The following is a 26,008-nucleotide window of genomic DNA, read 5'->3' on the forward strand; positions in this document are numbered from 1 at the left end:
GCGGACCTTCAGGGGCGCTCCATCAAAGTGACGCTTTCAGACGTGAAGCGGTCGTTGACTTGGCGGCTGGCGCTGCCTCGCAAATCCTTTGTGAATGACGACGAACGCCAAGGCCAGCCACAGTCCGCTGGATTCTGGTTTGAACAGCCCATTGCCTTTGTGGTTTGAGTCGCCCATCGAGCGCCAGCGGGTCCGAGACAAATGGGAGCCGTGCGCTATGCCTCATCTCTGCAGTGTTGATTTTTCATCGTTGACTTATCGTTGCACAACTCTGGGTCACTTTTACAGACTGAGCAGTCAACCACTACGTTACCAACGTGAGATCGCATTCGCCAGCTTTGAAAGAAAATTGAGCAAGGCTCTACGAACGGAAAGTCGCTAGACCTGACCTGATTTCCGGTTCAGCGTCCACGCAAGTAGTCGAGAGCTTGGTTCGCACCGGGAAGCGACAGTCTAGATATTCACCGAGGGACAACGGAAGACTAATACCAATTAACATCAAGCAAATTCGTTTGAACATGAAGCTTAGGTTCTTTGCTTAAGCAACTCAGCTCTGACCGGATGTTAGGATAGCACGATGGACGCACTTTTTACATCGAAGCCCCTGTTGGAAATCATTCTCGGAACCTTGGGCATGATACTAGTAATCTTCGTGCACGGGATTGGAATCAGAATCATCAACCAGCGCTTCATCGGATCGTGGATACGAATAAGTGAGATCACGCCGCGGTGGAGAATCAACATAGTGCTAGCCTTCACAATAGGTTCTCTCGGCGCTCTCCACTTCTTGGAAACACTTTTCTGGGCAGTCCCTGTGTCTGCATCTGGGTTGATTCCGTCAATGCGTGACAGCTACTTTTTCGTGCTGGAAAGCTACACGACCCTGGGCGAAGGCAATGTCAGTCTGCCCGATCAATGGCGTCTGATCGGACCCATAATAGCCATGTCGGGGCTCTTTACGTTCGGTTGGACGGGCAGCGTCTTGGTCAACATAATGACGGAATTTGGCAAGGCCGACAGGAAGCGCGCTGAAGCGCGAAGCAACCGCCGATCCGGTGAATGACGACCTGCGTGACAGTCTCCAAGGTTCTCGCGCCCGGACCCCGTAGCCCGGACCCCGCAGAGTGTGGGGTCTCCAAGCGTAGAACGGCTAGTCCCAGCATCGCGCTGATGTACCCGCCCATCAGACACCCGTATCGGCCTTCACCCGGCCCGAGGCGACGGCGGCCTGGAGCGCCGCGAAGTCCAGCTCGTTCTGGTCGGCGTACGTCTCGGCGAACGAGGCCATCGCCCGGTCGAAGGCATCCGACTTGCCGAGGTACGCGCTGATCGCGATCCGGTCGCCCGAGCGTGCGTGGGCACGCGCGAGCGCCCAGCCACAGGCCTTCCCGTACGCGGCCAGGGCGGGCGGGCTCATCGCCTCGATCACCAGTGACATCTTCCAGTCCTTCAATTGGCGCACGTAGAAGTCTCGTTCCTGCCCGTCGAGCGGGGACTTGATGTGCTGCCAGCCGAGGAAGATATCGGTGGCGGCTTGCATCAGCTGCTGCCCTGCGACGACCCGCTCGCCGTGGGTTGCGTATTCGCTTTTGCCCACGAACCGCTCGAGTACCGACGGTTGCGCCTCCTTAACCTGTAGGAAGAGCGGATCTCGGTCGTCGGCGCCCAGGAAGAGGGCGATACGGTCGCGGGTGCCGACGCTCCCGACCCCGACCACCTTGCGAGCTTGGTCTACGTAGCGAAACTGCTCGAGCAGGACGCGCCGGTCGCTGGCCAGCGAGCGCCGGTAGGCACCGAACAGGTCTCGGATCTCATTCTCTATCTGGTCGCGGCTCTCGCCCGGGGGTATCAGCTCGACGGTCGGCACGATGAGCGGCGGGTCATTGATGATGCGGGGTTCGCCATCGACGAGGTGGGTCAGCTTCTCGTAGGAGTGCATGCTGTCGCGCGTGCGTGCCTTGGCGACGTCGGCCTCTGCCCGCTTAAGCTGTTTCACGTCGACCCCGGCCGAAAATTCGCGCAGCACCTGCTCCATCGGGAGGCTCGCGTACCAGACCTGAAGGTTGCGCATCGCGGCAAAGCCGTGCATCGCCTCCCGGTACGAGCGGATCGTGGCCAAGACGGTATGTGCTCGTTCCTTGTGCGAGAAGCTGTTGTCGCGGCCCGCGATCGCGAAGCTCGCCGCCAGGCGCTTCACGTCCCACTCCCACGGCCCCGGCGTTGTCTCGTCGAAGTCATTGACGTCAAAGACGAGGGTCCGCTCCGGCGAGCCGAACGCGCCGAAGTTGGAGAGGTGCGCATCGCCGCACAGCTGGGTGCGGATGCCTGAGTTGGGCGTCCGCGATAGATCCGTCGCCATGATCAGCGCGCCGCCACGATAGAAGGCGAACGCTGACGCGAGCATCCGACCGTACCGGGTTGGCACCAACTCGGGCAAGCGCGTGACAGCCTGCTCCTCGAGCAAGGCAACCGGATCCCGATCCTTTGAGATCTCGATCTCTGCATGGAGCGCCCGCGGTATCTCGACCCGCGCTGCCTTGCCGCGCGCCGCACGCTCGGCCGCGGTGAGGTGCGGGACGACCTTGGGCCGGCCTGCCTCGGCTCTGCTCATCGGCCCCCCTTTCTTTGTGGCGATGCCGTGCTCGAACTATCGCCCTTTGCCGTGCCGCCGTCAAAGGCTCCATCCGATCGCGCGCGCCCGCACGCCCAGCCGCCGGACGGGTGGCGTGCGTTGACGGAGCGTGAGGTGGCGAAGCGTCGGTCAGTCACCTTGCGACACGTGGAGGGCGAAGATCCATGGTGACAAGCCTCCCGCTCTCCGTTTCACGGTTGACCGCGTGCGGCTCCTTGCGTAGCGTTGTGCTATGCATACCTTAGGCCCGATCGTTCATCGAATTGCTGACGCTCACGTCCCCGACTGACGAGTAGAAGTCACTGTGATGAGTGCTCCTGACCAACATCTTATCCAAAGGTACGAGCAGTCGTTGGTCGACACGTTCGCGAACTTCGCCGATCCGAAGCAGGAGTGGCGCAGGCTGTTCTCCGAGGTGCTGGGGACGTTTTTCCTCGTCCTCGTCGCCGCTGGCGGCGGGATGATGGGGCAGGCGTTTCCCAACACCATCGACCGTAGCTCGGCAGTGGTCGCGCCCGGGCTGATGGTGATGGCGATCATCCTGTTTATGGGCAAAGTCTCCGGCGCTCACTTGAATCCCGCCGTCAGCGTTGCCTTCTCGCTCCGCGGCGACTTCCCGTGGCGCCGTGTGCCCGGGTACATCATCGCGCAGCTGATCGGCGCCACCCTCGCGGCGCTGTTCCTGCACGCTGTGATCAACGTCTCGGCGACCTACGGGTCGAACCATCCGGCGGCAGGCTACTCGGCGGGCAGCGCGTTCCTGATGGAGGCGGTGCTGACGTTCGGGCTCGTCAGCGTCATTCTCGGCACGGCATCCGGAGCGCAGAACATCGGCGTTTTCGGGGCGATCGGGGTCGGGGCCTACATCGCGCTCGCGGGCCTCTGGGGAAGTCCGATCTCCGGTGCGTCGATGAACCCCGCGCGCACGTTCGGGCCGAATCTTGTCGGCATCGATTTCACGAGCTACTGGGTCTACGTGGCGGGTCCACTGGCCGGCGCGATGCTCGCGGTGGGAGCGGCATGGGTGCTGCGAGGGCCGGGCGGGGGCCGCGCAGGGTCAGGCGCCGCCCAGGGCGACCTCTACACCGAGATCGAGCACCCCGACAAGGCCTGAAGCGGTATCGGGTCCGTCACTATTTTCCGCAATTGTGGGGGCTTTCCGGTACTTTGGAAGCTCACTTTTGCCTTTCGCGAATGCGAAGGTTCGACCCTCTCCTGACCTTCCCATCTACCCAAGGGAATGTCAGGGTTGGGTCATGGGCGTGAATTCAGCTGGGGGCGACCGAGCTTCCGCTTAGGGTCGGAACAGGTAATCCGTATCGGGTACCAAGCGCCAGATTTCTACCACTAGCGGCGCTCAAGCATGGCTTTTGCGCTGTCAGCATCCGTTACGACGACCGTCGCCAACCCGGCCCGCGCCACAGCTACAAGAATGGCACGTTTGTGCGTCCCGCCTGAGGCGATGATACGGCAGGGAATATTGCGGTAGTCGTCGAGCTCCGGCGAAAGCACCTGGCCGGTTGAGAGTGTGGTCGACAGGCTTGCCGTCGGCATCGGGATAGCGGCCCGGCCAATAGAACTCAACCGGAAAAACGCGCTGTTTGCGGGGCACGACACTGGAGCAAAAAACTGGGCCACCATCGCCGCGCTCGTCGAAACCTGCAAGCTTAATGGTGTCGATCCACTGGCCTACCTGACCGCAACGCTCACGTCGCAGCAGCTTATTGCATCCTCGTAAGCGCGTCGAAGGAGCTTTAGTCCTCTGTGGATTTGGCTTTCGGTAAGACTTGCGTATCCCATCACCAGGCCGAGGCACCTCCGATCCAATGTCTGATCGAAATAATGAGGCGAAATGGAGTGGATGCCGATTCCGAGCGAGGCGGCTTTCTCGATGAATGATGCCGCCATAGAGGGCGGCATGTCGCGGAACCAGACGACGACGTGCAGACCGGCCTGCGCGCCTTCGACCCGAACGAGATTGCGGAATTCAGCCTGCAGAGCGTCGAGCAGCGCTGCACGTCGGCGGGCATTTTGACGCCGGGCCTTGCGCACATGGCCTTCGTAGGCGCCGGATTCCACCAGGGTCGCGAGCGCCTCCTGTTCGAGGCTGGGGGCATGCCTGTCCGTCAGGCGCTTGGCATGGGCAAAAACCTCCTGCAACTCACGCGGAACGACGACGTAGCCGATCCGCAGCAACGGCGACAGTGTCTTCGAAACCGTACCGATATAGATGACGTTCGACGCGCCTCCCAGCGCGCGAAGCGGCGGTATCGGGTTCATGTCGAATCGATATTCGCTGTCGTAGTCGTCCTCGACGATGTAGGCCCTGTTCTCTTTCGCCCATCCTAGCAGTTGCTGGCGTCGACCCATCGACATTACGCTTCCCAGGGGAAACTGATGTGAAGGCGTGACGTAAGCCAGCCGCGCGCCAACATCCGCCAACAAGTCCGCCCTGATGCCTTCGGCGTCGACCTCCACCGGGGCGGCGATGGCTCCTGTCATCTCGAAGACGCTCCGTGCCATCGGGTAGCAGGGCTCTTCGATGGCGAAGCCGTCGCCCTCATCGAGAAGCAGGCGGGCGCAGAGATCCAGTCCCTGCTGAGAGCCGTTGACGACGACGATCTCGCCCACCTCGCACCGGATGCTGCGCGCTCGCCATAGATAGCCCTGCAGGGCGCTACGCAGGCGGATCAAGCCACAGGGGTCGCCATAGGACAGCTTGGGCGGCCGTCCCAGCGCAGCGTCGTTCATGGCCTTTCGCCAGGCAAGGGTCGGGAAGTCAGAGGCCGACATGTCGCCGTAGCGGAAGTCGGCGACGAGCTTCTCCGACGCAACCCGCATCGGGATGGCTCGGGATCGAAGCCTTTCTCCGAAAGCGGAGAGGCTGTGTGGCTCTGCGGCTGTATGAACGAGGTCTCCCGGCTCGTTGTACGTGATCTTGATGGCCACCCGTGGCCGGGCGCCATGTCGAATGACCACAAACCCCTCGGCGGCGAGCTGTTCGTAAGCGGACGTCACAGTCGTTCGTGAGACGCCAAGCTCGACCGCCAGCGCACGAGCCGACGGAAGCACGTCTCCGCGGCCGTACACCTGCGCCACGATCTGTTCCCGCAGGTTCTCATAGATCCCGCGCGCGCCCAATCCCGACGACGACGAATTTCCCGACGAATTCTGCTTGCGGGACTGGACCATCGCGATTACCCCAAATGAAGACGTTTCGTTGATCCAGGCATTACCGGGAAAACTCAGTCAGGCAAAGGCCTGAGGGCAACTGGACCAGAGCTTTTTATTCAAAACTGGTTCTAGGACAGGGCCAGTTGTGCGGGTATTGATGACGCCAGTTTGCACCTCCCGAGAAGTAAAATGCTGGCCGACCAATTCATCATCGTCTTACCGCCTACGTCATCGCTGCCGGCAGTCCCGGCCCGAGCAATATGCGCATCATGGCTGTCGCCATGAACGACGGCCGCGGAGCCGCACTGGCAATCGCGTCTGGCGTCGTCAGCGGCTCGATCTTTTGGGGCCTGATGGCGGCGACAGGTGTCTCGGCGATCCTCAGCCGATACGCGCAGGCACTCGTGGTCCTGCAGGTGCTCGGAGGCCTGTATCTTCTCTATCTCGCCTTCAAAGCAGGCAAGGCTGCGCTTTCTTCAGACAAGGATCAGCATCGCCCGAGCAACGAACGGAAGGCGACGGCGGCCACTCTCTACAAGCGCGGACTGCTAATGCATCTCACCAATCCGAAATCGATCCTGGCATGGGTCGCGCTGATGACGCTGGGACTCGGCCCTGGGTCGTCGTCGCATACGGTTCTGGTGATCCTCGCAGGCTGCGCGGTGCTGAGCGTCACCATCTTCTGTGGCTACGCGATCGTCTTTTCGACCGCTCCCGTGATCGCCCTGTATCGGCGGGCGCGGCGCTGGATCGAAGGCACGCTGGCGGTATTCTTCGGATTTGCCGGGCTAAAACTTCTCCTGACCCGCATCTGAAAGGTTTCTTCATGTCACTCTTCCAAGGCCTTTCAGCATTCCCGATCACCCCGGCGGACGCTTCCGGCAGGCTCGACACCGCCGCCCTCGCGCGCCTTCTGAAGAACATCGAGGAGGCGAGAGCGGACTCCATCGGACTGCTCGGCAGTACCGGCGCCTACGCTTTCCTCACGCGAGAAGAGCGTCGACGCGCGGTCGAAACGGCAATGGACACGGTCGGCGGCAAAATCCCGGTTATGGTCGGCGTCGGAGCGATCCGGACCAGCGATGCCGTGGACCTTGCCGGTGACGCGAAGGCTGCCGGCGCCGATGGCCTGCTTCTGGCTCCGGTTTCCTATACGCCGCTCTTCGACGACGAGGTCTTCGAACACTTCGCCGCAGTCGCCGATGCGGGGCAACTCCCGCTTTGCATCTACAACAATCCCGGCACGACCAGGTTCACCTTCAGCCTGGACCTGATTTCCCGCTTGTCGAAGGTGGCGAACATCGAAGCCGTGAAGATGCCTTTGCCGTCCGGTGGTGACGTCGCGTCCGAACTCGCCTCCCTCCGGTCTGCGACCGGGTCGGCGTTCAAGATCGGCTACAGCGGCGACTGGGGCGGGGCGCCTGCGCTGCTCGCCGGGAGCGACGCCTGGTTTTCCGTCGTCGCAGGACTTCTGCCGTCACCGGCCCTGGCCCTGGCGCGAGCGGCGCAAGCCGGGGACGCTGCGGCCGTCGAGCGACTTGACGCGGCATTCGAACCGCTTTGGGCGCTGTTCAAGGAATTCGGCAGTTTTAGGGTGATGTATGTCATCGCCAGGCTGCTGAACCTCTGCGACGTCGACCCGCCACGCCCCGTCCTGCCATTGAAGGACCAGGCACGGCAGCGCGTCGCCGCCGCTCTCGACCATCTCGATACGGTTTTCTCCACTGGTTCCACAGTTTGTATTGAACCTCGATAGACAGTCTTCATCAGGACATTTCCATGCTGGATTCCAACGCCTTCACCGTCTACCTGTTCACGGCATTGCTGCTGGCGATTACTCCGGGTCCGGGGATCTTCTATGTCGCCGTCCGAACCCTTTCCGGCGGTCGCTCGGAAGGAATCGCTTCGAGCCTTGGCAATGGTCTCGGCGGGCTGTTTCATGTCGTAGCCGGCAGCCTTGGCGTCTCGGCGATCGTGCTGGCAAGCGCCGAATTGTTCACGGCACTCAAGGTGGTCGGCGCGCTCTATCTGGTCTGGATGGGATACCGAACCATTCGCCATGCCAGGCTCGACTACAGGTCGCCGGGTCATTCGGAGCCGCCCGTCGGCACGATGCGGGCCTTCAGGGATGGCGTTCTTGTCGAAGTGATGAACCCGAAGACGGCCGCATTCTTCCTCGCCTTCATTCCCCAGTTTGTCGATACATCGTCGGATCATGTTGTTCTGCAGTTCCTGATCCTCGGCGCCATCTCGGTTGCCCTTAACACGCTCGCCGATATTGTCGTGGCGTTTGCAGCCGGAAGACTCCGCGACGGCGCGGCGTCCCGTGCGAATCTCGTTCGCCGTCTTCGTGAAGGCTCGGGCGGTGCCATGATCATGCTTGGATGTGGGCTGCTGCTGGCGAAGCGCCCGGTTGCTTGAGCTTGTGAGAAGGAGCAAAAGTGCATGACGACCGCTGGCCTGGCCGGACCCGCGATGACGGCCGAATTCACTTACCTCATCGACATCAAGTTCGTGACCAGACCTGCCTTGACCTCAAGCGCAGGCGCGGGCGCCTCGGCATGACCGATGTCCCTCAACCGATCGAGAGCTGATTTTCTCGATCGTGCCGGCATCACCGAGTGATGCGGCGCAGGGTCAAGGCAGCGAGAATGGTGGCCGCTGCCAGAAGCGGCAGCCAGGCTTGTGGATCGCCCATGGCATGGAGCGTCAGGCCGCTGAGCAGCAGCCACAGCAGCGGGATCGCCAACAGCAGCGGCACAAGCCCGCTGCTCGCCGCAAGCAGGACGCCGAGCGCCGCGATCGCCGTCGGGTCTGGCGCGATGCCGAAGACCTCGGCGCTCGCCCATGGCCGCCCGAAGAGCGGCGGCAGGAGGGGATAAACGACGAGGCCAACGACCGCGATCAGCAGCCCGAGCCTTGCTGCGAGGTCCCGCCGGTCAAAGGCGAGGCCGCGCGCACCGCCGAACGCCAGCAGCAGCGCCTGCAGGCCGAAGGCTGGCGCGACATAGGCGATTGCCCAGTTGATCGCGGCATAGCGGCTCCACAGGAAGGACCAGCCGACGAAGGCAAAGAGCGCGGCGAGGACGAGCGCAATCCACAGACTATAACGCGGCCGTCTAAGCACGAGCAGGACAATGGCGAGGCCGGCGGCGAGCGTCAGGAGATGCAGCGGCCGGAATGCGGCATTGGCCAACTCGAACATGCGCCAGTAGACGCGCGGCGAGAAGAGCAGGAAATCCTCCGGCCGGTAGGTCCACCATTCCGACATCTAAGCAGGTTCCGCAAAAGTGTCCCACGGTTTTGCGGCAAGAATCTGCGACAAACAACAGAATCCAAACAGGCATTCGTGGGCCAGCCCACGAATGCCTGCTTAGAGGTCCCGGACGTAGGCGGCCATCCGCTCGCGCATGGCCGCGTCGGGGAGGGGACCGGTCGCCGCCATCAGGTTCTCGCGCACGTGGTCGACGCGGGTGGTGGCGGGGATGGCGACGGTGACGGAGGGATGCGAAACGATGAATTTCAGTATGAACTGCGCCCAGGTCCTGGCACCGATCTCGGCCGCCCAGTCCGGCAGCGCCTCGCCTTGGAGCTGACGCGTCAGCGCGCCTTGCCGAAACGGCCGGTTGACGATGACAGCCATGCGGCGCTCGGCCGCCAGCGGCAGCAGCCGTTCCTCCGCTTCACGGTCGACGACGTTATAGGTGAGCTGCACGAAGTCGAGCGGATGCGCGCGCATGATCTGTACGAACAAATCGTGCCGCCGTCCTTCGGACGTCGTGATGCCGACATAGCGGATCCGCCCGTCCGCCTTCATGGCGAACAGGGTTTCGAGATGTGTCTCCCAGGCGACGAGGTTGTGGACCTGAACGAGATCCAAGCGCGGCACACCCCAGAACCGGCGCGACTGCTCGATCTGCGCGGGTCCGTCGGCGGCGGAGGAGGTCCAGATCTTCTCGGCGGAAAACAGCGCTTCGGGCCGGCCGAGCTTCTCGAGGCCATAGCCGATCACCGGCTGCGAGGAGCCGTACATCGGCGAGGAATCGATCATGCGGCCGCCTGCCGCGAAGAAGGCCGCCATCACCTCGGCGCACTCGTCGCGCAGCACCGGATCGTCGCCGACATTGAAGGTGATCCAGGTGCCCAATCCTACTGCGGGAAGCATCTCTCCCGAGGAGGGCACGGCCCGCATCACCGGCGCGGGCGGCGCGCCGCGCGCGGTTCCCGGCAACACCAGAGCCGCGCCGGAAGCGGCGGCAGCCTTAACGAATGTCCTGCGGGTGATGATCATAGTCTGCTGTACTCCATGTACTCCCGACCACGAGAATGGTTCCGGGCTACCGGCCGCCGCGAGGCCGATCGGCGGGGAGTGGTCGTCTCTGGCGACGGTTCGGATATAGAACGTCTGCCTGAAATAGGAACGAATGCTGCAGGGCCTGGGTTGCGCCAGTGAGCCCGATTACCTGGAACCGATCACCTGGATCCCGATTACCTGGACCCGATTACCTGGGGCTGGCCCCTGTCCTGACTTGATGGCGCTGGCGGGCATATGCCACGCAGCCGTCTACCGTGCTGACGCAGAGCGCATCGCGGTGGTTCGGCAGATTGTTGTCGCCGGCATAGGCCACCTCGGCAACATGGCCGTCGACGATTCGAATTTGCGTGTTGCAGTAGCCGCCGGGATCGACATTGAGCGATCCTCCAACCGCCGGGATCGCACCCACCGCCAAAGTTGGAATCACGACGTTGAGATTGCCACGTCGAACGGTACGCTGATAGGTCCAGATCTGGCCTGATCCGCCGGCATCGGCGGTGGCAGTCGGAAAGCCGGCGCACATTCGCACGTCCGCCTCGCTTAGCCCGACCATTTCCTTGCGGGCTGCTGCCGCTGTAGCGTCTTCCTTGGTCGCATTCGACGTGTCGTCGGGCGCGACGCAGGAGGACAGGATCGAACCGCCGGCGGAAAGAACAAGAAGAAAGACGAGCGTTCGGATGCGAGGAGATATCATACCGACTGTGGTGAATTTGCGCTGGGCCCCGAGATCTAGTTAAGCCAGCCCACAAGCGAGTCAACCTGCACAACTTCACGATGTCGTTTGTCGCCCGGCCGACCTTGAGCTGACGGCGCCCGACGCGCACGCGCCGCTATCGTGGGCGACCCTCGGAATTCGCTTTCGCCGCAGATATCGATCTGATGCCCGCAACGATGGGCATTCGGCCGCGCAGCGCGCCGACACCATCCGGCATCCATGCGGGACTGGCCGATCTGGAACGAGCGTCTCCGCTCCGTCAAATGCTACGAGTTTTAGGAGCGATTTTCAGCGGCGCATCATTTTCATCCGGATTGGGGACAGGAGCTTCGTCGGGAAGTCTGTCCGGGTCCGGCTCACGCACCGGCTTCGGGTCAGGAAACGGCGGCGGGGTGGGCGCGGGAGTGGGCGTTGGTTCGGGAGTGGGAAGAATGGCCATGGTGTGATTTCCTTCCGCTCGCACTCTGCCTTGGCGGGTCACCGAGGTCGGCTGGGATTTTTGAAGCCACCCGTTTCGATCGGTTTTCACGCGGGCTGACGCACGCAGAACGACCACGCATGCCTATGGTTCCGACGCGAGCCTGCGATGATCCCGCAGGCATCGGCATTCGTGGCCGGACGGGGCCGTCAGAAAAGTGATCGAATGGTCCGCCCATGAGGGCCTTGCCGGCGTCGTGGAGCGCCATAATTTCACTTTCAGGGTGGGACGAACTCACCCGCTGAATAGGAGGCGGCCGTGAAGCACCAAACACTTGACCAACTGCATACCGTTGCCGACGTTCACGCTGAAGCAACAGACCTCGTAGCGACTCGAAGCCAGCGTCTCGAACGTTGGGCGAAACTGCTGGAGAAAAATCCCGATCGACGTCTCGAAGCGTTGACGGGCACCGAGTACAAGTCTCCTGAGATACGCGAGAAAATGCGTTACAACGACTCGCCTCTCACGGTTGCCTTCGAGGACCCGATCTTTCGCGCGCAAGGCTTGAGAGATGACACCTACGGCGAAGCCAGGCGCTTCTTCGAACTGACCGACTGGCAGCTGCACGAAATCGTCTGCCATTGCCATGTCGGCGCCACGATACGAGCGCGATGGGCTGCCTCTCGCGTCCGTGCGGCAATGTCCGAGAGGTTTGGTTTCTTCGCCTGGCTGCGAGGAATATTCATGCATTGACGCGCGCTGCCGGCATTCACTCCAGGGGCCGGCAGTTCGGGTGATGGAGGCGGCGAAGTGATTTCCACGCCTCGTATCAGTGGTCGTTGATGAGCGGATAAGCCGTTTCGGCGGCGATCCGCCATCGGCGAAGCTCGAACCATAGGCTCGACACCACAGGCATGAGCGGATTTCAGCCAGCTGGCGCCGTGTAGCGGCGATAGGCCGCTTCCGCACGGCCGCACCCCATTTTCTAGCCGATGATCCTGAATCCGTTCGGCTCCTGGCCGGCATCGACGTCTTGGGATGTCACGCTGGAGACCGACGCTCCGGTCGGCCCTTTCCAGAACCGGTTCATCATGGTCGAAACCGCGCCTTCGGCTCCGACGATCAGTGCCGTTACGGATCCATCCTCCTCATTGCGAACCCATCCGGACAGACCGAGCCTCTCAGCCTCGATCCGTGTCCACACGCGAAACGAGACGCCCTGCACCCTTCCACTCAGTCTGACCCGTACCGCCTTGCGCCCGTCCTCCATTGGTCACCTCCGTGAAGTTGGTTTGTTCCCACCTTCAACTCACCAGTGGCGAAAAAGGCTCCGCCATCACATTTTACGCATTATGTCGGCAACGGAACCATGCGGCGGCGGCTTTGTTTAAAGACGGACAGCTGCAGGGTGCTGGGCTTCGGAGCCACGATTTCATGACCAACGATTCTCCAAAGGGAGGCGCCATCCCGGCATCCGTTCCGACGATCGACGCAAAAGCGGAGCCGACGCTTCGCTACGCCGACGCCGAGGTCTTCTACACCGAGGCGATCCGCGAACTCGCCGCGACGGACATTCCCTTTCTTGTCGCCGGCACCTACGCGGTGAGCGCCTACACCGGCGTCACGCGCCAGACGAAGGATCTCGACATTTTCTGCAAGGCCGGCGATTACGCCCGCATCCTCGCCCATTTCAAGCAGGCCGGTTATGCGGTCGAGATATTGGATGACCGGTGGCTCGGCAAGGTCTTCAAGGGCACGCATTTCTTTGACGTCATATTCGCATCGGCGAACGGCACCATGCCTGTCAGCGACGAGTGGCTGGAGCACGCAAGGCAAATCGAATTGCTAGGCAGCCGGGTGCGGATCGTCGGTCCGACCGAGCTTATCTGGTCCAAATGCTTCATCCAGGACAGAGGCCGCCATGACGGCGCTGACATCGCTCACACCATCCTCAAGGCGCAAGATCAGATCGATTGGCACCGGCTGCTTTCCTACCTCGAAGTCCACTGGGAGGTGCTGCTGATGCAGCTTCTGAATTTTCGATGGATCTATCCGAGCGAGCGCGATCACATTCCCGCCTGGCTGCTCGACGAATTGCTTGACCGGCTCGCCAAGCAGAGGGAGTTGCCTACTCCCCGGATGAAAATCTGCCGCGGGCGCCTGCTTTCGCCGACCGACTACGAGATCGACGTCAAGGAATGGGGCTTTGCCGGCGTCGGCGGAACAGGAGAATTTCGTGATGGCTGAGAGGAACAAAGCTGCCACGGCAACGGTTGGGAACGGCGGCACCGTCAAGATTGCGGCTGTCGGCGACCTGCATGTGCGGGAAGACGCCCAGGCCTCCTGCCGTGATCTCTTCGGCGAAGTCTCGCGCGAAGCAGACGTCCTCGTGCTCACCGGCGACCTTACCAATCTCGGCAAGCCGCGTGAGGCCGAAATCCTTGCGGAGGATTTGCGCGCCTGCGCAATCCCGGTCGTCGCCGTGCTCGGCAATCACGATTATGAATCCGGTGCAGTCGAGGACGTCGCCCACATCCTTCGGCAGGCGGGCGTCCATCTTCTCGATGGCCAGACGACGGAAATCAAGCAGGTCGGCTTCGTCGGCGTGAAGGGTTTCGTCGGCGGTTTTGGATCACGCATGCTCGGCTCCTTCGGCGAGCCGGCGATCAAGGCGATGGTCGCCGAAAGCGTCAGCGAATCGATGCGGCTCGAAAACGCAATGCGGCAGGTTCGCACCGAGCGTACGCTTGTCGTCCTGCACTACGCTCCGGTGGTCGAGACGGTCGCTGGCGAGCCATTGGAGATTTTTCCGTTCCTGGGCTCGTCGCGCCTGGCGGAGACGATCGACCGCTTCAAGGTCAGCGCGGTGGTGCATGGTCACGCGCATCGCGGCGTCTATGAAGGACGTACGCCGGGCGGCGCCCCGGTGTATAACGTCGCCATGCACGTGGCGAAGCCGACTGGCCGTCCCTACGCACTGCTCGAAATCTGAAACACCCCGCGCCTCGTCAGCGATCGATCTCGCCGAACACGATATCGAGCGACCCGATGATCGCTGCGACGTCGGCGATCATGTGCCCGCGCGACAGAAAATCCATCGCCTGCAGATGGGCAAAGGACGGCGCCCGGATCTTGCACCGATAGGGAGTATTGCTGCCATTTGACACCAGGTACACGCCGAACTCGCCCTTCGGCGCCTCCACGGCGGCATAGACCTCTCCGGCGGGCACGCGAACACCCTCCGTGTAGAGTTTGAAATGGTGGATCGTCGCTTCCATCGAGCGTTTCATCGTTGCCCGCGGCGGCGGCGTGATCTTGTGGTTCGGAATTGCCACCGGCCCTTGGCCTTCGGGCGATCGCAATTTCTCCAGGCATTGCTTCATGATCCGCACCGACTGGCGCATTTCCTCCATGCGGACGAGATAGCGGTCATAGCAGTCCCCGTTCTTGCCGATGGGAATGTCGAAATCCATCTCGGGGTAGCATTCATATGGTTGTGCCTTGCGCAAGTCCCACGCCGCGCCCGACCCGCGCACCATCACGCCGGAGAAGCCCCAGGCCCAGGCGTCCTCCAGCCCGATTGCGCCGATGTCGACATTGCGCTGCTTGAAGATGCGGTTTTCGGTGAGCAACTCGTCGAGGTTGCCGCAGACCTTGAGGAACGGATCGCAGAAATTCCAGATATCGTCCAAGAGTTTCGGAGGCAGGTCCTGGTGCACGCCGCCGACCCTGAAATAATTCGCATGCATACGGGCGCCGGAGGCGCGCTCGTAAAACACCATCAGCTTCTCGCGCTCGGCAAAACCCCAGAGCGGCGGGGTCAGCGCGCCGATATCCATGGCCTGAGTCGTGACGTTGAGGAGATGCGACAAAAGCCGGCCGATTTCGCAAAACAGAACACGGATGAGTTGTCCGCGCTTCGGGACCGAGATTTCCAACAACTTCTCGGCGGCGAGGCAGAACGCATGCTCCTGGTTCATCGGCGCGACATAGTCGAGCCGGTCGAAATAGGGCAGGGCCTGCAGATAGTTCTTGTACTCGATCAGTTTTTCGGTGCCGCGGTGGAGCAGCCCGATATGAGGATCGGCGCGATCGACGACCTCGCCGTCCAGTTCGAGCACCAGCCGCAGCACGCCGTGGGCAGAGGGATGCTGCGGCCCGAAGTTGAGAGTGAAGTTGCGAACTGCGGCTTCGGCCATGACGCTGCTCCGCTGTACCGGGTTTTCAGGGCCGAAGCCGGGTGGTTCCGGTCCGCCACGCCCCGACCACCGATCAGGTCCCGCCATCACGTGCCCACCAATCAAGTGCCCGCCGATCAGGTAGTTGTTTGGATGATCAGCGTCAGCATGCCGTCGCCATCGATGTTGGCAGCGACGACCTGCGAGGAATCCAGTCCGCTCGCCGCCAGCGCCGTCGCTGCCTGCGGCGACGCATCGATCGAGCTCTGCAAGGTAAGCAGATCTTCAACGCTGGTCTGGGTGATCACGGCCTCGGCTTGTGTCTTGAGTTCCGGAGGCAAATCCTCGAGGGCGACGATGGCAATGCCAGTAAAGTTCTGATCGGCGAAATCCTGATCCGGCAAGGCTTGGTCAGGCAAGGCTTGGTCGGGCGGCGTTTGGTCAGGCAGGGTTGGATCGGGCAGGGCTTCCGGGGCCGGGGGTGCGATTTGGGGAAGCTGCGGGTCGGTGGATTGCGCGTGGATCGGCTGCGCCAGAGCCAACCCCGAAAGGGCGGCAATTGTCGTCAACATGCGCATGATCATTCCTTCCGTTTCCGTTTTGCTCGAGGAGGATCACTTGGTGACCACTCAACCATCGTGCCGGGTTATGGTTCCCGTCCGTCATGGAGATGGCCGTCGGCGGGGTTGGAAAGGGAGCGGCGAAGCTCCACCACCGCGAGGTGGGCCAGCCTGGCGATCATCCTCCCGAGCCGAGATCGCGGGCCGCAACGCACCATTCGGCGGCGCCGGCGCGGCGCCGGTGGCCGTCGTTGAGGAAGTCGGCGATCCTTGCCGCCGACTTCGCCGAGGCGAAAGTCAGCAGCCGATCGTGATGGACGCCAGGCTCGCCGGTCTCATCGTCCCAGATCTCGAACCGGCAGCTTGGGTTCGGTATGGCTTCGAAACGGATCTTCATATCGATGGCCCCGGTGATCGACGGAGCAAGGTTCTGCGATCCCGGCTTATGGATGGCTTACGGGCGTCTGGGATTATGCTTTTGGCAGCGGGCGGGCTCGCCGATGTCGCCTCGGCTAGCTTGTGTTCGGCGCGAGGCGCTGCGCGACATGGTCGGCGATCGCCAGGCTGGAGGTCAGGCCGGGGCTTTCGATGCCGAACAAATTGACCAGGCTCCCGACGCCGTGAACCGCCGCGTCCTGGATGACGAAGTCGGCATTGGCTTCGCCGGGACCGGAGAGCTTCGGCCGGATGCCGCTATAGGCCGGCTGCAGGCTGCCATCGGCCAGGTCCGGCCAGTATTTGCGGATCTCGTCGTAGAAGCGCTCGCCACGCGTTGGCTCGACGCGATAGTCGAGTTGATCGGTCCATTCGACGTCAGGCCCGAAGCGGGCGACGCCGTCGAGGTCGAGCGTCAGATGGACGCCGAGCCCGCCGGGTTCGGGCACCGGATAGACCAGCCGCGAGAACGGCGCCCGGCCGGCGACCGAAAAATAATTGCCCTTGGCATAGCGAAGTCCTGGCACGAATTGCCGGTCGAACCCGACAATCGAGCCGGCAAGTGCCGTGGCGCCAAGCCCGGCGGCGTTGATGAAGCTCGTGGTGGCGATTTCAAAGCGCCCGCCACTGGGGCCGTCGATCGTGTCGAGCACGATGCGCTCGCCCTCGATGCGGCCGCAGACGATGCGGGTGTTGAGGCTGAGCGCCGCGCCGTGCTCCTCGGCGTCGCCTAGCAGCGCCAGCATCAGGGCGTGGCTGTCGATGATGCCGGTGGCGGGAGACTGCAGCGCCGCCGTGCAGCGCAGCTTCGGCTCCAGCCTGCGCGCCTCAGCCTCGCTCAAGGGCACCAGATCGCCCGCGCCGCAAGCAGCGGCATTGGCCAGGATCGAAGCGAGCACCGGCTCCTGTTCGGTATTCGTGGCGACGATGAGCTTGCCGCAGCGCGCATGCGGCACCGCCCGCTCCTGGCAATAACGGTAGAGCTTTTGGCGGCCTGCCACGCAGAGCCGGGCCTTCAGCGACCCGGCCGGATAGTAGATGCCGGCATGGATGACCTCGGAATTGCGCGAACTAGTCCCGGTGCCGATAGCGTTCTCGGCCTCGAGGATCAGGGTATCCATGCCGCGCCGCGCCGTCTCTCGCGCGATCGCGAGGCCGATGACGCCGGCGCCGGCGACGATGCAGTCGACATGGTCCACGATCAGGCCACCTCAGCCTTGTTGTTGTGCCTGCTGGTGAGCCGTTCGGGGATCACGTCTCGGCAATGCGCACGGCCGGCTTGGCGCAGGCTCCGGCGTTTAGCAGCCTCGCGCTGAAATTTTGCATGTCTTCCGTCCATCCGCCAGCCCTCCGAAATGGCTTGACTCCCTTACAATAAACAGATGCACCAAACACCATTAGTGCCAGAAGAGACCTGCCGACGCGCCGAACGGCGGCAGGACCCACGTCTCGGCATGCACGACAGGAGCCATCATGGACGCTCGACCGAATTCTCCCGAAGCCCGCGACATCAGCTACCACATGCACGGCTATACCAATGCCCGCAAGCATGAAGAGGCAGGGCCGCTGGTCATCGAGAAAGGCGACGGCATCTATGTCGAGGATCTCGCCGGCAACCGCTATATCGAGGCGATGGCCGGGCTTTGGAGCGTCGCCGTCGGCTTCTCCGAGAAGCGGCTGGTCGATGCGGCGGTGCGCCAGATGTCCAAGTTGCCTTACTATCACGACTTCGGTTCCAAATCGCATTCGCCGCTGATCGATCTGGCCGAGAAGCTTGTGCAGATGGCGCCGGCGATGAGCAAGGCGTATTTCACCAATTCCGGCTCCGAGGCCAACGATACGGCCATGAAGATGATCTGGTACCGGTCGAATGCGCTCGGCCAGCCGGCGCGCAAGAAGATCATCAGCCGCATTCGCGGCTATCACGGCGTCACCATTGCCGCGGCAAGCCTGACCGGGCTGCCCAACAACCACATTTCCTTCGACCTGCCGATCGCTAACGTGCTTCACACCTCGACGCCGCACCATTGGCGCGAGGCGCTGCCAAATGAGAGCGAAGCAGGGTTTTCGAGCCGGTTAGCCGACGATCTGGAAAAGCTGATCCTGGCCGAAGGACCGGAAACCATTGCCGCCTTTTTCGGCGAGCCGATCATGGGTGCCGGCGGCGTCATCGTTCCGCCGGCCGGCTATTGGGAGAAGATCCAGGCGGTGCTGTCGAAATACGACATCCTGCTCGTTGCCGACGAAGTGATCTGCGGTTTTGGCCGAACCGGCGAAATGTTCGGCTCTCAGACCTTCGGCATCAGGCCCGACATCATGGTGCTGTCGAAGCAGATTTCTTCGTCCTACCTGCCGATCTCGGCCCTGCTGATCAACGAGAAGGTTTTCGAGCCGATTGCCGACGAAAGCAATCGCATCGGTACTTTCGGCCACGGCTTTACCGGCGGCGGCCATCCCGTTGCAGCCGCGGTCGCGTTGGAGAACCTGAAGCTGATCGAGGAGCGCGATCTCGTCGGCAATGCGCGCACGGTCGGGGCGCATATGCAGAAGCGGCTGCGCAAGCTCGCTTCGCACCCGCTTGTCGGCGAGGTGCGCGGCGTCGGCCTGATCGCGGCGGTCGAACTGGTCGGCGACAAGGCGAACAAGACGCCGTGGGAGACAGCCGGCGCGCTGGGCGGGCTGGTCAACGGTTTCATGCAGCAGAACGGCGTCATCTCGCGCAACATGGGCGACGCGATGGCTTTCTGCCCGCCGCTGATCATCACCGAGCCACAGGTCGATGAGATGATCGACGCGTTCGAAAGATCGCTTGAAGCCGCGGTCAAGCAGGTCCCGTAATTGGCGCGCGCGTTTGCCCTACAAAGCGGGGCTGGCAGAAGGCCGCCCTCCACACCCGTTGCTGCCGTTTAGTCTCCCTGCTTTGTTTTCGCAGATGAGCCGCTGAATCCTTCCAGTTCCTCGCCGATTCTTGAAAGTGCGTTGACGATCGTTGCCTCGACGTCGCCACGCTGTTTCTGGGGTATCAAACCAAGTCCTTTTTGTATCGCTTCACGCCAATGCTTCCCCCTGGCCCACGCTTCCGAAAACGCAATGGCGAGATCGTCCTGGCGACGGGTGGCTTCCAGCGCCTCGACCAGGAGTGCTGCCTGGTGGACATCCTTTTCCCGCTTGGCCACGCCGTTTGCGTTGTTCTGTCGGCGCGAGGCGACGATCAGCTTGTGAACCGCATATCGTCCGGGCGACGGCACCACGACAGGCACCCCCGATCGATGCAGCAGCACGGTTCTGATTGGTTCTTGGATCAGAAAATCGAGAAACCGAAGCGGCTGCGCGGACGCACCGCCCAAAGACGGCATTGGGCTTGCATGATCGGCGTAATCATCGCTGCCCGTGTTCGGCGTAAGGAACTCGATCTTGTATCGAACTGCGTTCTCGAATTGCGTCGCGTGTCCGGGATCCGATCTGTGCGGGATTTCCCTGAAGGTTGGGTCGATCTCCCTCAAGATTTCGAGGATCGGCGGCAGGCTGTCCTCGACCGCGGCCGACACGGAATGGAATTGAGCGAAGTCTGCATCGCTGGTCTGCAACGCTGCACCGGGCAGCTTCACGCCCAGATAGCCCGCGTATGACTGAAAGGCGACCGTGCCGACCAGGACGCCGCGCAAGCGGAAGATGCCAGCCTTCCCCAGCGCCTCGACGACATCCCCGGTAAACTTTTCGGGTTCTGTCAGCCCTGCCTCTCGCACGAGCGTGGATACCAGCTTCCTGCGGGCGCGGAGATCGTCCTTGATCTGACGGAAGGATTTGACGCGTTTTGCAATCTCGGGATCGCTGTCAGGTCCGACATACCGTCGCGTCTTCGTCGGCTGCGTTTCCTCGAAATACCAGTAGACCTTGTCCTTGACGGGCACTTTGACGAAGTTGCCCGTCGTCGGGAAATCCGTTTCGAAGGCTGCGTCCAAGGATCGCTGGACGAGGTCCGCATACATCGTGCGGTAAACGAGGTCGACCGTCTTCATATCAGGCGGCTCCAGTTATAAGAAAAATGCGGTTCTCTTATAACGGCATGATCTCGAGCGACGCAAGCGGTGTTATAAGAAAATTGCGAAAAACTTATAACGCCGCAGGAGAGGATCAGGAATCCTTGTTTTTCAGCCAAATCAGAATGGTTTTGCTGCGGCATCCAGTCTTCCGCAGGGGGAGATCGGCAGCTTCGGAGGCGGCGCCACGATCGGTAATTGGCCCGAAGCGCCAAACCACCAAGTTTGAAATAGGACGCTGTCCGCGAAGCTGCCGATCTCCCCCCAAGTGGGGGAGATGCCGAGTCTTGGCAAAGAGTGGCAGGACAGAGGGGGCGCGAAGGATCGCTACAGAGCGCTTTTATTCTAAGCCGCTGCATTCTTCGGCTGAGGTAACAGTATGGATCCTAGGGCCTGCGCCGCGTCGCTTCGCTCCTTGCTTCGCCCTAGGAAGACGAAGGCGCAGGGGCTTACGGCTAATCGCCAGCGTTGGAGATGGCGGCCGGAGGCCGGCCGACAGCGACCGTCCACAGTCGCTTTCAGGACTAGGTCCCTTCATCTTGTTGGAGGTCCGCAACGGCGTCCGGAACGACCACCAGTTTGCCGACAAAATCCTTGGCAATGAAATCCGCCTGGGCGCGGTGGAAATCGGAGAGCTTGTAGACACCGCCGACCAGCGGCCGGATCTTCTTCTCCTCGATGTAGCGGACGATACGGCGGAAATCGTGTCGCGTGCCCTGGCTGGAGCCGTGCAGCTGTAATTGCTTGAGGTACATGGTGCGCAGATCGAGCTGCACGACTGGGCCGGCAATCGCGCCGGCGGTGGTGTAGCGGCCTTCGGGCCGAAGAATGCGCAGGAGGTCATTGAAGATCGCACCGCCGACGAGGTCGGCAACCACGTCGATCGGCTGGCCGCCGGTCGCGTCGTTGACGGCTGCGGGCAGATCGGCGACGCCACGGGTGATCACCGCCTCGGCGCCGATGTCGAGCACCGCCTGTTCCTTGCCCATGCCGACGACGGCATAAGGAATGGCGCCGCGCGCCCGCGCCAGCTGCACGATACCGGAGCCGACGCCGCCCGAGGCGCCGGTGACCAGCGCGCGCTCGCCGGCCTTCAATGCGGCGCGTACCAGCATCTGTTCGCCGGTGAGGTAAGCGCAGCAGAAAGTGGCGAGTTCGACGTCAGTCAGGTCGGTAGCGACGACATGGGCATTTTCGGCCGGCACGGCCTGGTACTCGGCATAGCCGCCGTCGCGGCCGTGGCCCATATAGTCGATGTCGGCGAGTGAATCATCGTCGCGGTTGTAGATGGAGAAGTCGACCATCACCCGCTCGCCGATGCGGTCCGGCGAGACACCATCGCCGACGGCGACAATGTGGCCGACCGTGTCGGCGCCCTGGATGCGCGGGAAAGTCAGCGTGTTGCCCTGACGCCGCCAGGTCGACACCGAGGCAGCATCTTCCTCCGTGCCGTAGGCGCCCTGTCGCACCCAGACGTCGGTGTTGTTCATGCCGCAAGCGGTGACCTTGACCAGCACCTCGCCCGGGGCGGGCGAGGGCACTTTCACATCGGTGCGGTAGACGAGCTTTTCCGGCCCGCCGTGACCGGTCAGCTGCACGGCGGCCATAGTGGCGGGGAGGGAGGGTTTTGCGGTCATCGATGTTGCTTCCAGATATTTGCAGGTTGGCGCTGCCCCTCACCCTTACCCTCTCCCCGTGAAGAACGGGGAGAGGGGGCGCCGGCGCTGGGTGCTTGACACTTCTCCCCGTCCTTACGGGGAGAAGGTGCCGGCAGGCGGATGAGGGGCAGCGCCAGCCATCGACAATTAGAGATTGGCAAACACGCTCTTCACCGCATCGGCGGTCTTCGACACGACGATGTCGGCCTCTTCGCGCGTCAGGCACAGCGGCGGCGCGAAGCCGAGGATGTCGCCCTGCGGCATGGCGCGGCCGATGACGCCACGCTCGGCAAGCGCGGTCGCGACCTGCGGCCCGATTTTTTGCGCGGCATCGAAGAACACGCGGTCGTCCCGGTCGGCGACGAATTCGATTGCCGCCAGCATGCCGTCGCCGCGCACCTCGCCGACATGTTTGTGGCCGCCGACGGCTTTCGCCAGTTCGGCGCGGAAATAGGCGCCGGTCTCGCCGGCGTTGGTCACCAGGTCCATCTCGTCGATCAGTTCCAGGTTGGCGACACCGGCGGCGACGCAGATCGGATGCGCCGAATAGGTCCAGCCATGGCCTATGCTGCCGAGTTTGTCGGAACCCTGGACCAGCACCTGCCAGACCTTGTCCGAGACGATGACGCCCGACAGCGGCGCACAGGCCGAGGTGAGGCCCTTGGCGATGGTGATCAGGTCGGGCTTGACGCCGTAATGGTCAGAGCCGAACATGGTGCCCAGCCGGCCGAAGCCGGTGACCACTTCGTCGGCGACCAGCAGCACATCGTATTTGTTCAGAACCGCCTGGATCTTTTCCCAGTACAGAGCGGGCGGCGGCACGATGCCGCCGGTGCCGAGGATCGGCTCGCCGATGAAGGCGGCGACCGTGTCCGGGCCTTCGGCCAGGATCATCTCTTCGAGCTTGTCGGCGCAGTATTGCGAGAACTGTTCCTCGCTCATCGAGCGGTCGGCGCGGCGGAAATAGTAGGGCGCCTCGGTGTGCAGGATCGGCGCACGCGGCAGGTCGAAGGCGTTGTGGAACAGGTCGAGCCCGGTCAGCGATCCGGTCATGACACCAGAGCCGTGATAGCCGCGCCAGCGTGAGATGATCTTCTTCTTCTCGGGACGGCCGAGCACGTTGTTGTAGTACCAGATCAGCTTGATGTTGGTTTCGTTGGCGTCGGAGCCGGAGAGGCCGAAATAGACCCTCGACATGCCTTGCGGCGCCCGGTCGATGATCATCTTGGAAAGCGTGATCGAGGCCTCGGTGCCGTGGCCGACATAGGCATGGTAATAGGCAAGGTTCTTGGCCTGGGCGGCGATGGCGTCTGATATCTTCTGGCGGCCATAGCCGACATTGACGCAATAGAGCCCGGCGAAGGCATCGATGCTCTTGCGGCCGTTATTGTCCCAGATGGTGACGCCTTCGCCGCCGGCGATGATGCGGGTCGGCGATTCACCTCGTGCATGCGTGCCCATATGGGTCGAGGGATGGAAGAAGTGGTCGCGGTCCCAGGCGGCGAGTTCGTTGGACTGGTCGAGCATTTTTTTGACTCCTGAGGAAAAGACCGGGCGCGGCTTACGCCACGTCCAGGCAGAGATATCTAAGATCGGTAAAGGCTTCGAGCCCGTGGCGCGAGCCCTCGCGGCCGATGCCGGACTGCTTGACGCCGCCGAACGGGATCGGCGCGCCGGTGATCTTGACGCGGTTGATGGCGACCATACCGTAGTCGAGTGCGCGGCCCATGCGCAATTGGCGGCCGCCGTTCTCGGTGACGACATAGGCGACGAGCCCGTACTCGGTGGCGTTAGCGCGGGCGATGACCTCGTCTTCGCTGTCGAAGGGCGTCACCGCAGCGACCGGACCAAAGGTTTCCTCGCGCATGATCAGCGCGTCGTCGGTGACATCGGCGAGCAGGGTCGGCCGGTAGAACAGCGACCCGGCCGGATGTCTGCCGCCGCCGGTTAGGCAGCGCGCGCCATGGGCGAGCGCATCGGCGACTTGCTCCTCGACCTTGTTGACGCCGCGCTCATGCATCAACGGCCCGATGTCGGTGTCATCGGCCAGGCCATTGCCGGTCCGCAGTGCCTCAATGCGCCTGGCGAAGGCGGCGCAGAAACGATTATAAATCGGGCGCTGGACATAGATTCGGTTGGCGGCAAGGCAATCCTGGCCGGAAGTGGCGAATTTGGCGTCGACAGCGATGGTCACAGCCTTGTCGAGATCGGCGTCGGCGAAGACGATCAGCGGCGCGTGGCCGCCAAGCTCCATGACCAGCCGCTTCATCGTCGGCGCGCTTTGCGCGGCGATAAGCCTGCCGATCTCGGTCGAGCCGGTGAAGCTCATGGCGCGGACGCGCGGGTCTTCACACATCCGCCCAACGATGGTCGAAGCCTTGCCGGTGAGTACGTTGAAGACGCCAGCCGGCAGGCCGGCGCGTTCGCCGAGCTCGGCCAGCGCCAGTGCCGACAACGGCGTTTCCGAGGAAGGATGCGCGACGATCGTGCAGCCGGCGGCAAGCGCGGCCGCCGCCTTGCGGGTCAGCATGGCCGCGGGAAAATTCCATGGCGTGACGACGCCGACGACGCCGAGCGGTTCGCGCCGCACCATCATCTCGGCGTTTGGCAGATGGCTGGTGACACTTTCGGCGTTGAGGCGTTTTGCCTCCTCGGCATACCACTCGACGAAGGAGGCGGCGTAGTCGATCTCGCCAAGCGCTTCCCTAAGCGGCTTGCCCTGCTCGAGCGTCATCAGCAGCGCCAGATCGTCCTTGGCGGCGATGATCAGATCGAACCATTTTCGCAGGATTCTTGCGCGTTCCTGTGGGAGAGCCGCGCGCCAGGCGGGAAAGGCACGCGACGCCGCGTCGATCGCCTTGCTCGTCTGCCTGGCATCGAGCGCGGCAACCCAGGCAACAGTGGCGCCCGTGGCAGGGTCGGTCACCTCAAAACTCTCGGCCGCCTCACTCGCCGTCCAGTGGCCGTCGACATAGGCGAGTTGGCGCAGCAGCCGCCGGTCGGCGAGCCGGTCAAGCGCTTCGCGGCGGTGTGGGCGGGCAAAATGCGCGGACATTTTTTGAGGTCTCCCGGTTTCGGAGTGATACGGAGAGACTATGCGCGCGGCGCAGACAGAGAGGCTGTTTCGGCGCCCACGCGTAGAGAGATTGTCTCTATTGGGCTGTCGGAACGGACAATCTGTCCAGCTTTAGGCTGGGCTATCGCATCTGGGCAGTGCCCCCTCACCCGGATTGCCAACCGAATTGAAAAGGGCAATTCGGGGCAGCGCCGACGCCCCCACCGGGGAGAAAGGCCGCCCACGGGTCTTGCCTCCGGCAAGCCCGAGGACAGGCTCCGCGGCCGGATGAGGGGGCTCTTTTCGATTTGCTCAGACTTCACGACGGCGCCGGCAACAGATCCGCCACCGGCAAGGCGACCTCCTCCTTCACCGTCTTGGTGACGATGTAGGTGAAATAGCGGTCAATGCCGATCTCGCGTTCGAGCAGGGCGTCGACGAGCCGCTGGTAGGCGTCGATGTCGCGCGCCATCACTTTCAGCAGATAGTCGACGCCGCCGCCCACCGACCAGCAGGCGACGATTTCGGGGACGTCGCGGATGACGCGCTCAAAACGGTCGAAATCGGCCTGGCGGTGGCTGGCCAGCGTCACCTCCATCAGGACGGTGGCGACCGGCGCGACGGCGCGCATTGCAACCTTCGCGTGATAGCCGGCGACGATGCCGGCCTTTTCCAGCTTGCGCAACCGCATCCAGCACGGCGTCGGCGACAGGCCGACCTTGTCGGCGAGCGCCAGCTTGGTGATGCGCCCGTCGCGCTGGACCGCGTCGAGGATTTTCAGGTCGATCTGATCGAGTTTCAATGCGGCCATGAGCGTCCACTTTTTTC

26 protein-coding genes and 2 pseudogenes are annotated in these 26,008 nt (G+C 62.7%); 10 read left to right on the plus strand and 18 right to left on the minus strand.

Translation table 11 applies throughout. From position 1 onward, the window contains the following. The first annotated feature begins 577 nt into the window (after positions 1-577). A complete protein-coding gene (locus AC0L16_RS05080; RefSeq protein ID WP_473527808.1) occupies positions 578-1,063 on the plus strand; it encodes an ion channel in 486 nt (161 codons plus the stop codon). Between the two features lie 120 nt (positions 1,064-1,183). Here the strand turns inward: AC0L16_RS05080 and AC0L16_RS05085 are convergent, their stop codons facing one another. After that, positions 1,184-2,611: a DUF2252 domain-containing protein gene (locus AC0L16_RS05085; RefSeq protein WP_473619376.1), complete on the minus strand. Its 1,428-nt coding sequence runs from the start codon at positions 2,609-2,611 to the stop codon at positions 1,184-1,186. 373 nt (positions 2,612-2,984) lie between these two features. Between AC0L16_RS05085 and AC0L16_RS05090 the strand changes: the two genes are divergently transcribed. Further along, positions 2,985-3,746 carry an MIP/aquaporin family protein gene (locus tag AC0L16_RS05090; RefSeq protein ID WP_473619378.1) on the plus strand — a complete coding sequence of 254 codons (762 nt, stop codon included), beginning with the start codon at positions 2,985-2,987 and terminating at the stop codon, positions 3,744-3,746. A gap of 233 nt (positions 3,747-3,979) precedes the next feature. On the opposite strand, the pseudogene AC0L16_RS05095 reads toward AC0L16_RS05090, so the two are convergent. Further along, positions 3,980-4,199 (minus strand): annotated as a pseudogene (locus AC0L16_RS05095) (sugar-binding domain-containing protein); the annotation flags it as partial. Between AC0L16_RS05095 and AC0L16_RS05100 the strand changes: the two are divergent. Then, positions 4,200-4,370: pseudogene (locus AC0L16_RS05100) on the plus strand (transposase domain-containing protein); the annotation flags it as partial. It abuts the pseudogene before it with no gap. Here the strand turns inward: AC0L16_RS05100 and pdxR are convergent. Next, complete coding sequence (pdxR, locus tag AC0L16_RS05105) at positions 4,322-5,773, minus strand: MocR-like pyridoxine biosynthesis transcription factor PdxR (protein ID WP_473619379.1); 1,452 nt, start codon at positions 5,771-5,773, stop codon at positions 4,322-4,324. The pseudogene AC0L16_RS05100 and the gene pdxR sit on opposite strands and share 49 nt — an antisense overlap. A 293-nt stretch (positions 5,774-6,066) precedes the next feature. Between pdxR and AC0L16_RS05110 the strand changes: the two genes are divergently transcribed. From AC0L16_RS05110 to AC0L16_RS05120, 3 genes are read left to right on the plus strand one after another with little or no spacing between them, the layout of a single operon-like run. Beyond that, the gene (locus AC0L16_RS05110) at positions 6,067-6,621 is read left to right on the plus strand and encodes a LysE family translocator (protein WP_473619380.1); all 555 of its coding nucleotides are present in this window, start codon (positions 6,067-6,069) and stop codon (positions 6,619-6,621) included. Between the two features lie 11 nt (positions 6,622-6,632). Then, complete coding sequence (locus AC0L16_RS05115) at positions 6,633-7,562, plus strand: dihydrodipicolinate synthase family protein (RefSeq protein ID WP_473619382.1); 930 nt, start codon at positions 6,633-6,635, stop codon at positions 7,560-7,562. Between the two features lie 23 nt (positions 7,563-7,585). Further along, complete coding sequence (locus tag AC0L16_RS05120; RefSeq protein WP_473619383.1) at positions 7,586-8,227, plus strand: LysE family translocator; 642 nt, start codon at positions 7,586-7,588, stop codon at positions 8,225-8,227. A 193-nt stretch (positions 8,228-8,420) separates the two neighbouring features. On the opposite strand, the gene AC0L16_RS05125 is transcribed toward AC0L16_RS05120, so the two are convergent. From AC0L16_RS05125 to AC0L16_RS05140, 4 genes are all read right to left on the minus strand, one after another. Continuing rightward, on the minus strand, positions 8,421-9,077 hold the full coding sequence (locus AC0L16_RS05125) for a DUF6064 family protein (protein WP_473619384.1): 657 nt from the start codon (positions 9,075-9,077) through the stop codon (positions 8,421-8,423). A 102-nt stretch (positions 9,078-9,179) separates the two neighbouring features. Next, complete coding sequence (locus AC0L16_RS05130) at positions 9,180-10,097, minus strand: aldo/keto reductase (RefSeq protein WP_473619385.1); 918 nt, start codon at positions 10,095-10,097, stop codon at positions 9,180-9,182. Positions 10,098-10,308: 211 nt separating this feature from the next. Next, entirely contained in the window at positions 10,309-10,815 is a 507-nt protein-coding gene (locus tag AC0L16_RS05135) for a hypothetical protein (protein WP_473619387.1), read from the minus strand. A 280-nt stretch (positions 10,816-11,095) separates the two neighbouring features. Further along, complete coding sequence (locus AC0L16_RS05140; RefSeq protein WP_473619388.1) at positions 11,096-11,275, minus strand: hypothetical protein; 180 nt, start codon at positions 11,273-11,275, stop codon at positions 11,096-11,098. A 297-nt stretch (positions 11,276-11,572) separates the two neighbouring features. Here AC0L16_RS05140 and AC0L16_RS05145 point away from each other — a divergent pair, with 297 nt between their 5' ends. Next, the gene (locus tag AC0L16_RS05145; protein WP_254019787.1) at positions 11,573-12,007 is read left to right on the plus strand and encodes a hypothetical protein; all 435 of its coding nucleotides are present in this window, start codon (positions 11,573-11,575) and stop codon (positions 12,005-12,007) included. A 232-nt stretch (positions 12,008-12,239) separates the two neighbouring features. On the opposite strand, the gene AC0L16_RS05150 is transcribed toward AC0L16_RS05145, so the two are convergent. Continuing rightward, positions 12,240-12,524, minus strand: a complete 285-nt coding sequence (locus AC0L16_RS05150; RefSeq protein WP_473619389.1) for an acylphosphatase — start codon at positions 12,522-12,524, stop codon at positions 12,240-12,242. A gap of 164 nt (positions 12,525-12,688) precedes the next feature. Here AC0L16_RS05150 and AC0L16_RS05155 point away from each other — a divergent pair, with 164 nt between their 5' ends. Beyond that, positions 12,689-13,501, plus strand: coding sequence for a nucleotidyltransferase family protein (locus tag AC0L16_RS05155; RefSeq protein ID WP_473619391.1), 813 nt, complete (start codon positions 12,689-12,691; stop codon positions 13,499-13,501). Then, positions 13,494-14,246 (plus strand): metallophosphoesterase family protein, encoded by a 753-nt coding sequence (locus tag AC0L16_RS05160; RefSeq protein WP_473619392.1) that lies wholly within the window; start codon positions 13,494-13,496, stop codon positions 14,244-14,246. Before AC0L16_RS05155 ends, AC0L16_RS05160 begins: the two co-directional genes overlap by 8 nt. Positions 14,247-14,262: 16 nt before the next feature. On the opposite strand, the gene AC0L16_RS05165 is transcribed toward AC0L16_RS05160, so the two are convergent. From AC0L16_RS05165 to AC0L16_RS05180, 4 genes are all read right to left on the minus strand, one after another. Continuing rightward, the gene (locus AC0L16_RS05165) at positions 14,263-15,453 is read right to left on the minus strand and encodes an NADH-quinone oxidoreductase subunit D (RefSeq protein WP_473619393.1); all 1,191 of its coding nucleotides are present in this window, start codon (positions 15,451-15,453) and stop codon (positions 14,263-14,265) included. 116 nt (positions 15,454-15,569) lie between these two features. After that, complete coding sequence (locus AC0L16_RS05170; protein WP_473619394.1) at positions 15,570-16,016, minus strand: hypothetical protein; 447 nt, start codon at positions 16,014-16,016, stop codon at positions 15,570-15,572. A 154-nt stretch (positions 16,017-16,170) separates the two neighbouring features. Continuing rightward, the gene (locus AC0L16_RS05175) at positions 16,171-16,389 is read right to left on the minus strand and encodes a hypothetical protein (RefSeq protein ID WP_473619395.1); all 219 of its coding nucleotides are present in this window, start codon (positions 16,387-16,389) and stop codon (positions 16,171-16,173) included. Positions 16,390-16,504: 115 nt separating this feature from the next. Next, a complete protein-coding gene (locus tag AC0L16_RS05180) occupies positions 16,505-17,626 on the minus strand; it encodes an NAD(P)/FAD-dependent oxidoreductase (RefSeq protein WP_473619396.1) in 1,122 nt (373 codons plus the stop codon). Positions 17,627-17,900: 274 nt separating this feature from the next. On the opposite strand from AC0L16_RS05180, the gene AC0L16_RS05185 reads away from it, so the two are divergent. Beyond that, entirely contained in the window at positions 17,901-19,265 is a 1,365-nt protein-coding gene (locus tag AC0L16_RS05185) for an aspartate aminotransferase family protein (RefSeq protein WP_473619398.1), read from the plus strand. Between the two features lie 68 nt (positions 19,266-19,333). Here the strand turns inward: AC0L16_RS05185 and AC0L16_RS05190 are convergent, their stop codons facing one another. The 6 genes from AC0L16_RS05190 to AC0L16_RS05215 form a co-directional block, all read right to left on the minus strand. After that, entirely contained in the window at positions 19,334-20,446 is a 1,113-nt protein-coding gene (locus AC0L16_RS05190; protein ID WP_473619399.1) for a nucleotidyltransferase family protein, read from the minus strand. Then, positions 20,443-20,610, minus strand: a complete 168-nt coding sequence (locus AC0L16_RS05195) for a hypothetical protein (protein ID WP_473619400.1) — start codon at positions 20,608-20,610, stop codon at positions 20,443-20,445. The genes AC0L16_RS05190 and AC0L16_RS05195 overlap by 4 nt, the downstream gene beginning before the upstream one ends. 381 nt (positions 20,611-20,991) lie before the next feature. Continuing rightward, positions 20,992-22,104 carry an alcohol dehydrogenase family protein gene (locus AC0L16_RS05200; protein ID WP_473619402.1) on the minus strand — a complete coding sequence of 371 codons (1,113 nt, stop codon included), beginning with the start codon at positions 22,102-22,104 and terminating at the stop codon, positions 20,992-20,994. A 168-nt stretch (positions 22,105-22,272) separates the two neighbouring features. After that, positions 22,273-23,652, minus strand: coding sequence for an aminotransferase (locus tag AC0L16_RS05205; RefSeq protein WP_473619404.1), 1,380 nt, complete (start codon positions 23,650-23,652; stop codon positions 22,273-22,275). Between the two features lie 34 nt (positions 23,653-23,686). Continuing rightward, the gene (locus AC0L16_RS05210; protein ID WP_473619405.1) at positions 23,687-25,180 is read right to left on the minus strand and encodes an NAD-dependent succinate-semialdehyde dehydrogenase; all 1,494 of its coding nucleotides are present in this window, start codon (positions 25,178-25,180) and stop codon (positions 23,687-23,689) included. A gap of 319 nt (positions 25,181-25,499) precedes the next feature. Further along, positions 25,500-25,982, minus strand: coding sequence for an Lrp/AsnC family transcriptional regulator (locus AC0L16_RS05215; protein WP_473619453.1), 483 nt, complete (start codon positions 25,980-25,982; stop codon positions 25,500-25,502). Positions 25,983-26,008: the final 26 nt, after the last annotated feature.

It is taken from the genome of Mesorhizobium sp. WSM4848 (genome assembly GCF_055811375.1).

Excerpts from the sequence above, each read along its gene's own strand:
- AC0L16_RS05080 (WP_473527808.1), top strand. The coding sequence starts at position 578 with ATGGACGCACTTTTTACATCGAAGCCCCTGTTGGAAATCATTCTCGGA.
- AC0L16_RS05170 (WP_473619394.1), bottom strand. The coding sequence starts at position 16,016 with ATGATCATGCGCATGTTGACGACAATTGCCGCCCTTTCGGGGTTGGCT.
- AC0L16_RS05120 (WP_473619383.1), top strand. The coding sequence starts at position 7,586 with ATGCTGGATTCCAACGCCTTCACCGTCTACCTGTTCACGGCATTGCTG.
- AC0L16_RS05135 (WP_473619387.1), bottom strand. The coding sequence starts at position 10,815 with ATGATATCTCCTCGCATCCGAACGCTCGTCTTTCTTCTTGTTCTTTCC.
- AC0L16_RS05205 (WP_473619404.1), bottom strand. The coding sequence starts at position 23,652 with ATGCTCGACCAGTCCAACGAACTCGCCGCCTGGGACCGCGACCACTTC.
- AC0L16_RS05115 (WP_473619382.1), top strand. The coding sequence starts at position 6,633 with ATGTCACTCTTCCAAGGCCTTTCAGCATTCCCGATCACCCCGGCGGAC.
- AC0L16_RS05085 (WP_473619376.1), bottom strand. The coding sequence starts at position 2,611 with ATGAGCAGAGCCGAGGCAGGCCGGCCCAAGGTCGTCCCGCACCTCACC.
- AC0L16_RS05175 (WP_473619395.1), bottom strand. The coding sequence starts at position 16,389 with ATGAAGATCCGTTTCGAAGCCATACCGAACCCAAGCTGCCGGTTCGAG.
- AC0L16_RS05155 (WP_473619391.1), top strand. The coding sequence starts at position 12,689 with ATGACCAACGATTCTCCAAAGGGAGGCGCCATCCCGGCATCCGTTCCG.
- AC0L16_RS05190 (WP_473619399.1), bottom strand. The coding sequence starts at position 20,446 with ATGAAGACGGTCGACCTCGTTTACCGCACGATGTATGCGGACCTCGTC.
- AC0L16_RS05160 (WP_473619392.1), top strand. The coding sequence starts at position 13,494 with ATGGCTGAGAGGAACAAAGCTGCCACGGCAACGGTTGGGAACGGCGGC.
- AC0L16_RS05110 (WP_473619380.1), top strand. The coding sequence starts at position 6,067 with ATGCGCATCATGGCTGTCGCCATGAACGACGGCCGCGGAGCCGCACTG.
- AC0L16_RS05200 (WP_473619402.1), bottom strand. The coding sequence starts at position 22,104 with ATGACCGCAAAACCCTCCCTCCCCGCCACTATGGCCGCCGTGCAGCTG.
- AC0L16_RS05165 (WP_473619393.1), bottom strand. The coding sequence starts at position 15,453 with ATGGCCGAAGCCGCAGTTCGCAACTTCACTCTCAACTTCGGGCCGCAG.
- AC0L16_RS05140 (WP_473619388.1), bottom strand. The coding sequence starts at position 11,275 with ATGGCCATTCTTCCCACTCCCGAACCAACGCCCACTCCCGCGCCCACC.
- AC0L16_RS05125 (WP_473619384.1), bottom strand. The coding sequence starts at position 9,077 with ATGTCGGAATGGTGGACCTACCGGCCGGAGGATTTCCTGCTCTTCTCG.
- AC0L16_RS05150 (WP_473619389.1), bottom strand. The coding sequence starts at position 12,524 with ATGGAGGACGGGCGCAAGGCGGTACGGGTCAGACTGAGTGGAAGGGTG.
- AC0L16_RS05130 (WP_473619385.1), bottom strand. The coding sequence starts at position 10,097 with ATGATCATCACCCGCAGGACATTCGTTAAGGCTGCCGCCGCTTCCGGC.
- AC0L16_RS05210 (WP_473619405.1), bottom strand. The coding sequence starts at position 25,180 with ATGTCCGCGCATTTTGCCCGCCCACACCGCCGCGAAGCGCTTGACCGG.
- AC0L16_RS05185 (WP_473619398.1), top strand. The coding sequence starts at position 17,901 with ATGGACGCTCGACCGAATTCTCCCGAAGCCCGCGACATCAGCTACCAC.
- AC0L16_RS05195 (WP_473619400.1), bottom strand. The coding sequence starts at position 20,610 with ATGCCGCAGCAAAACCATTCTGATTTGGCTGAAAAACAAGGATTCCTG.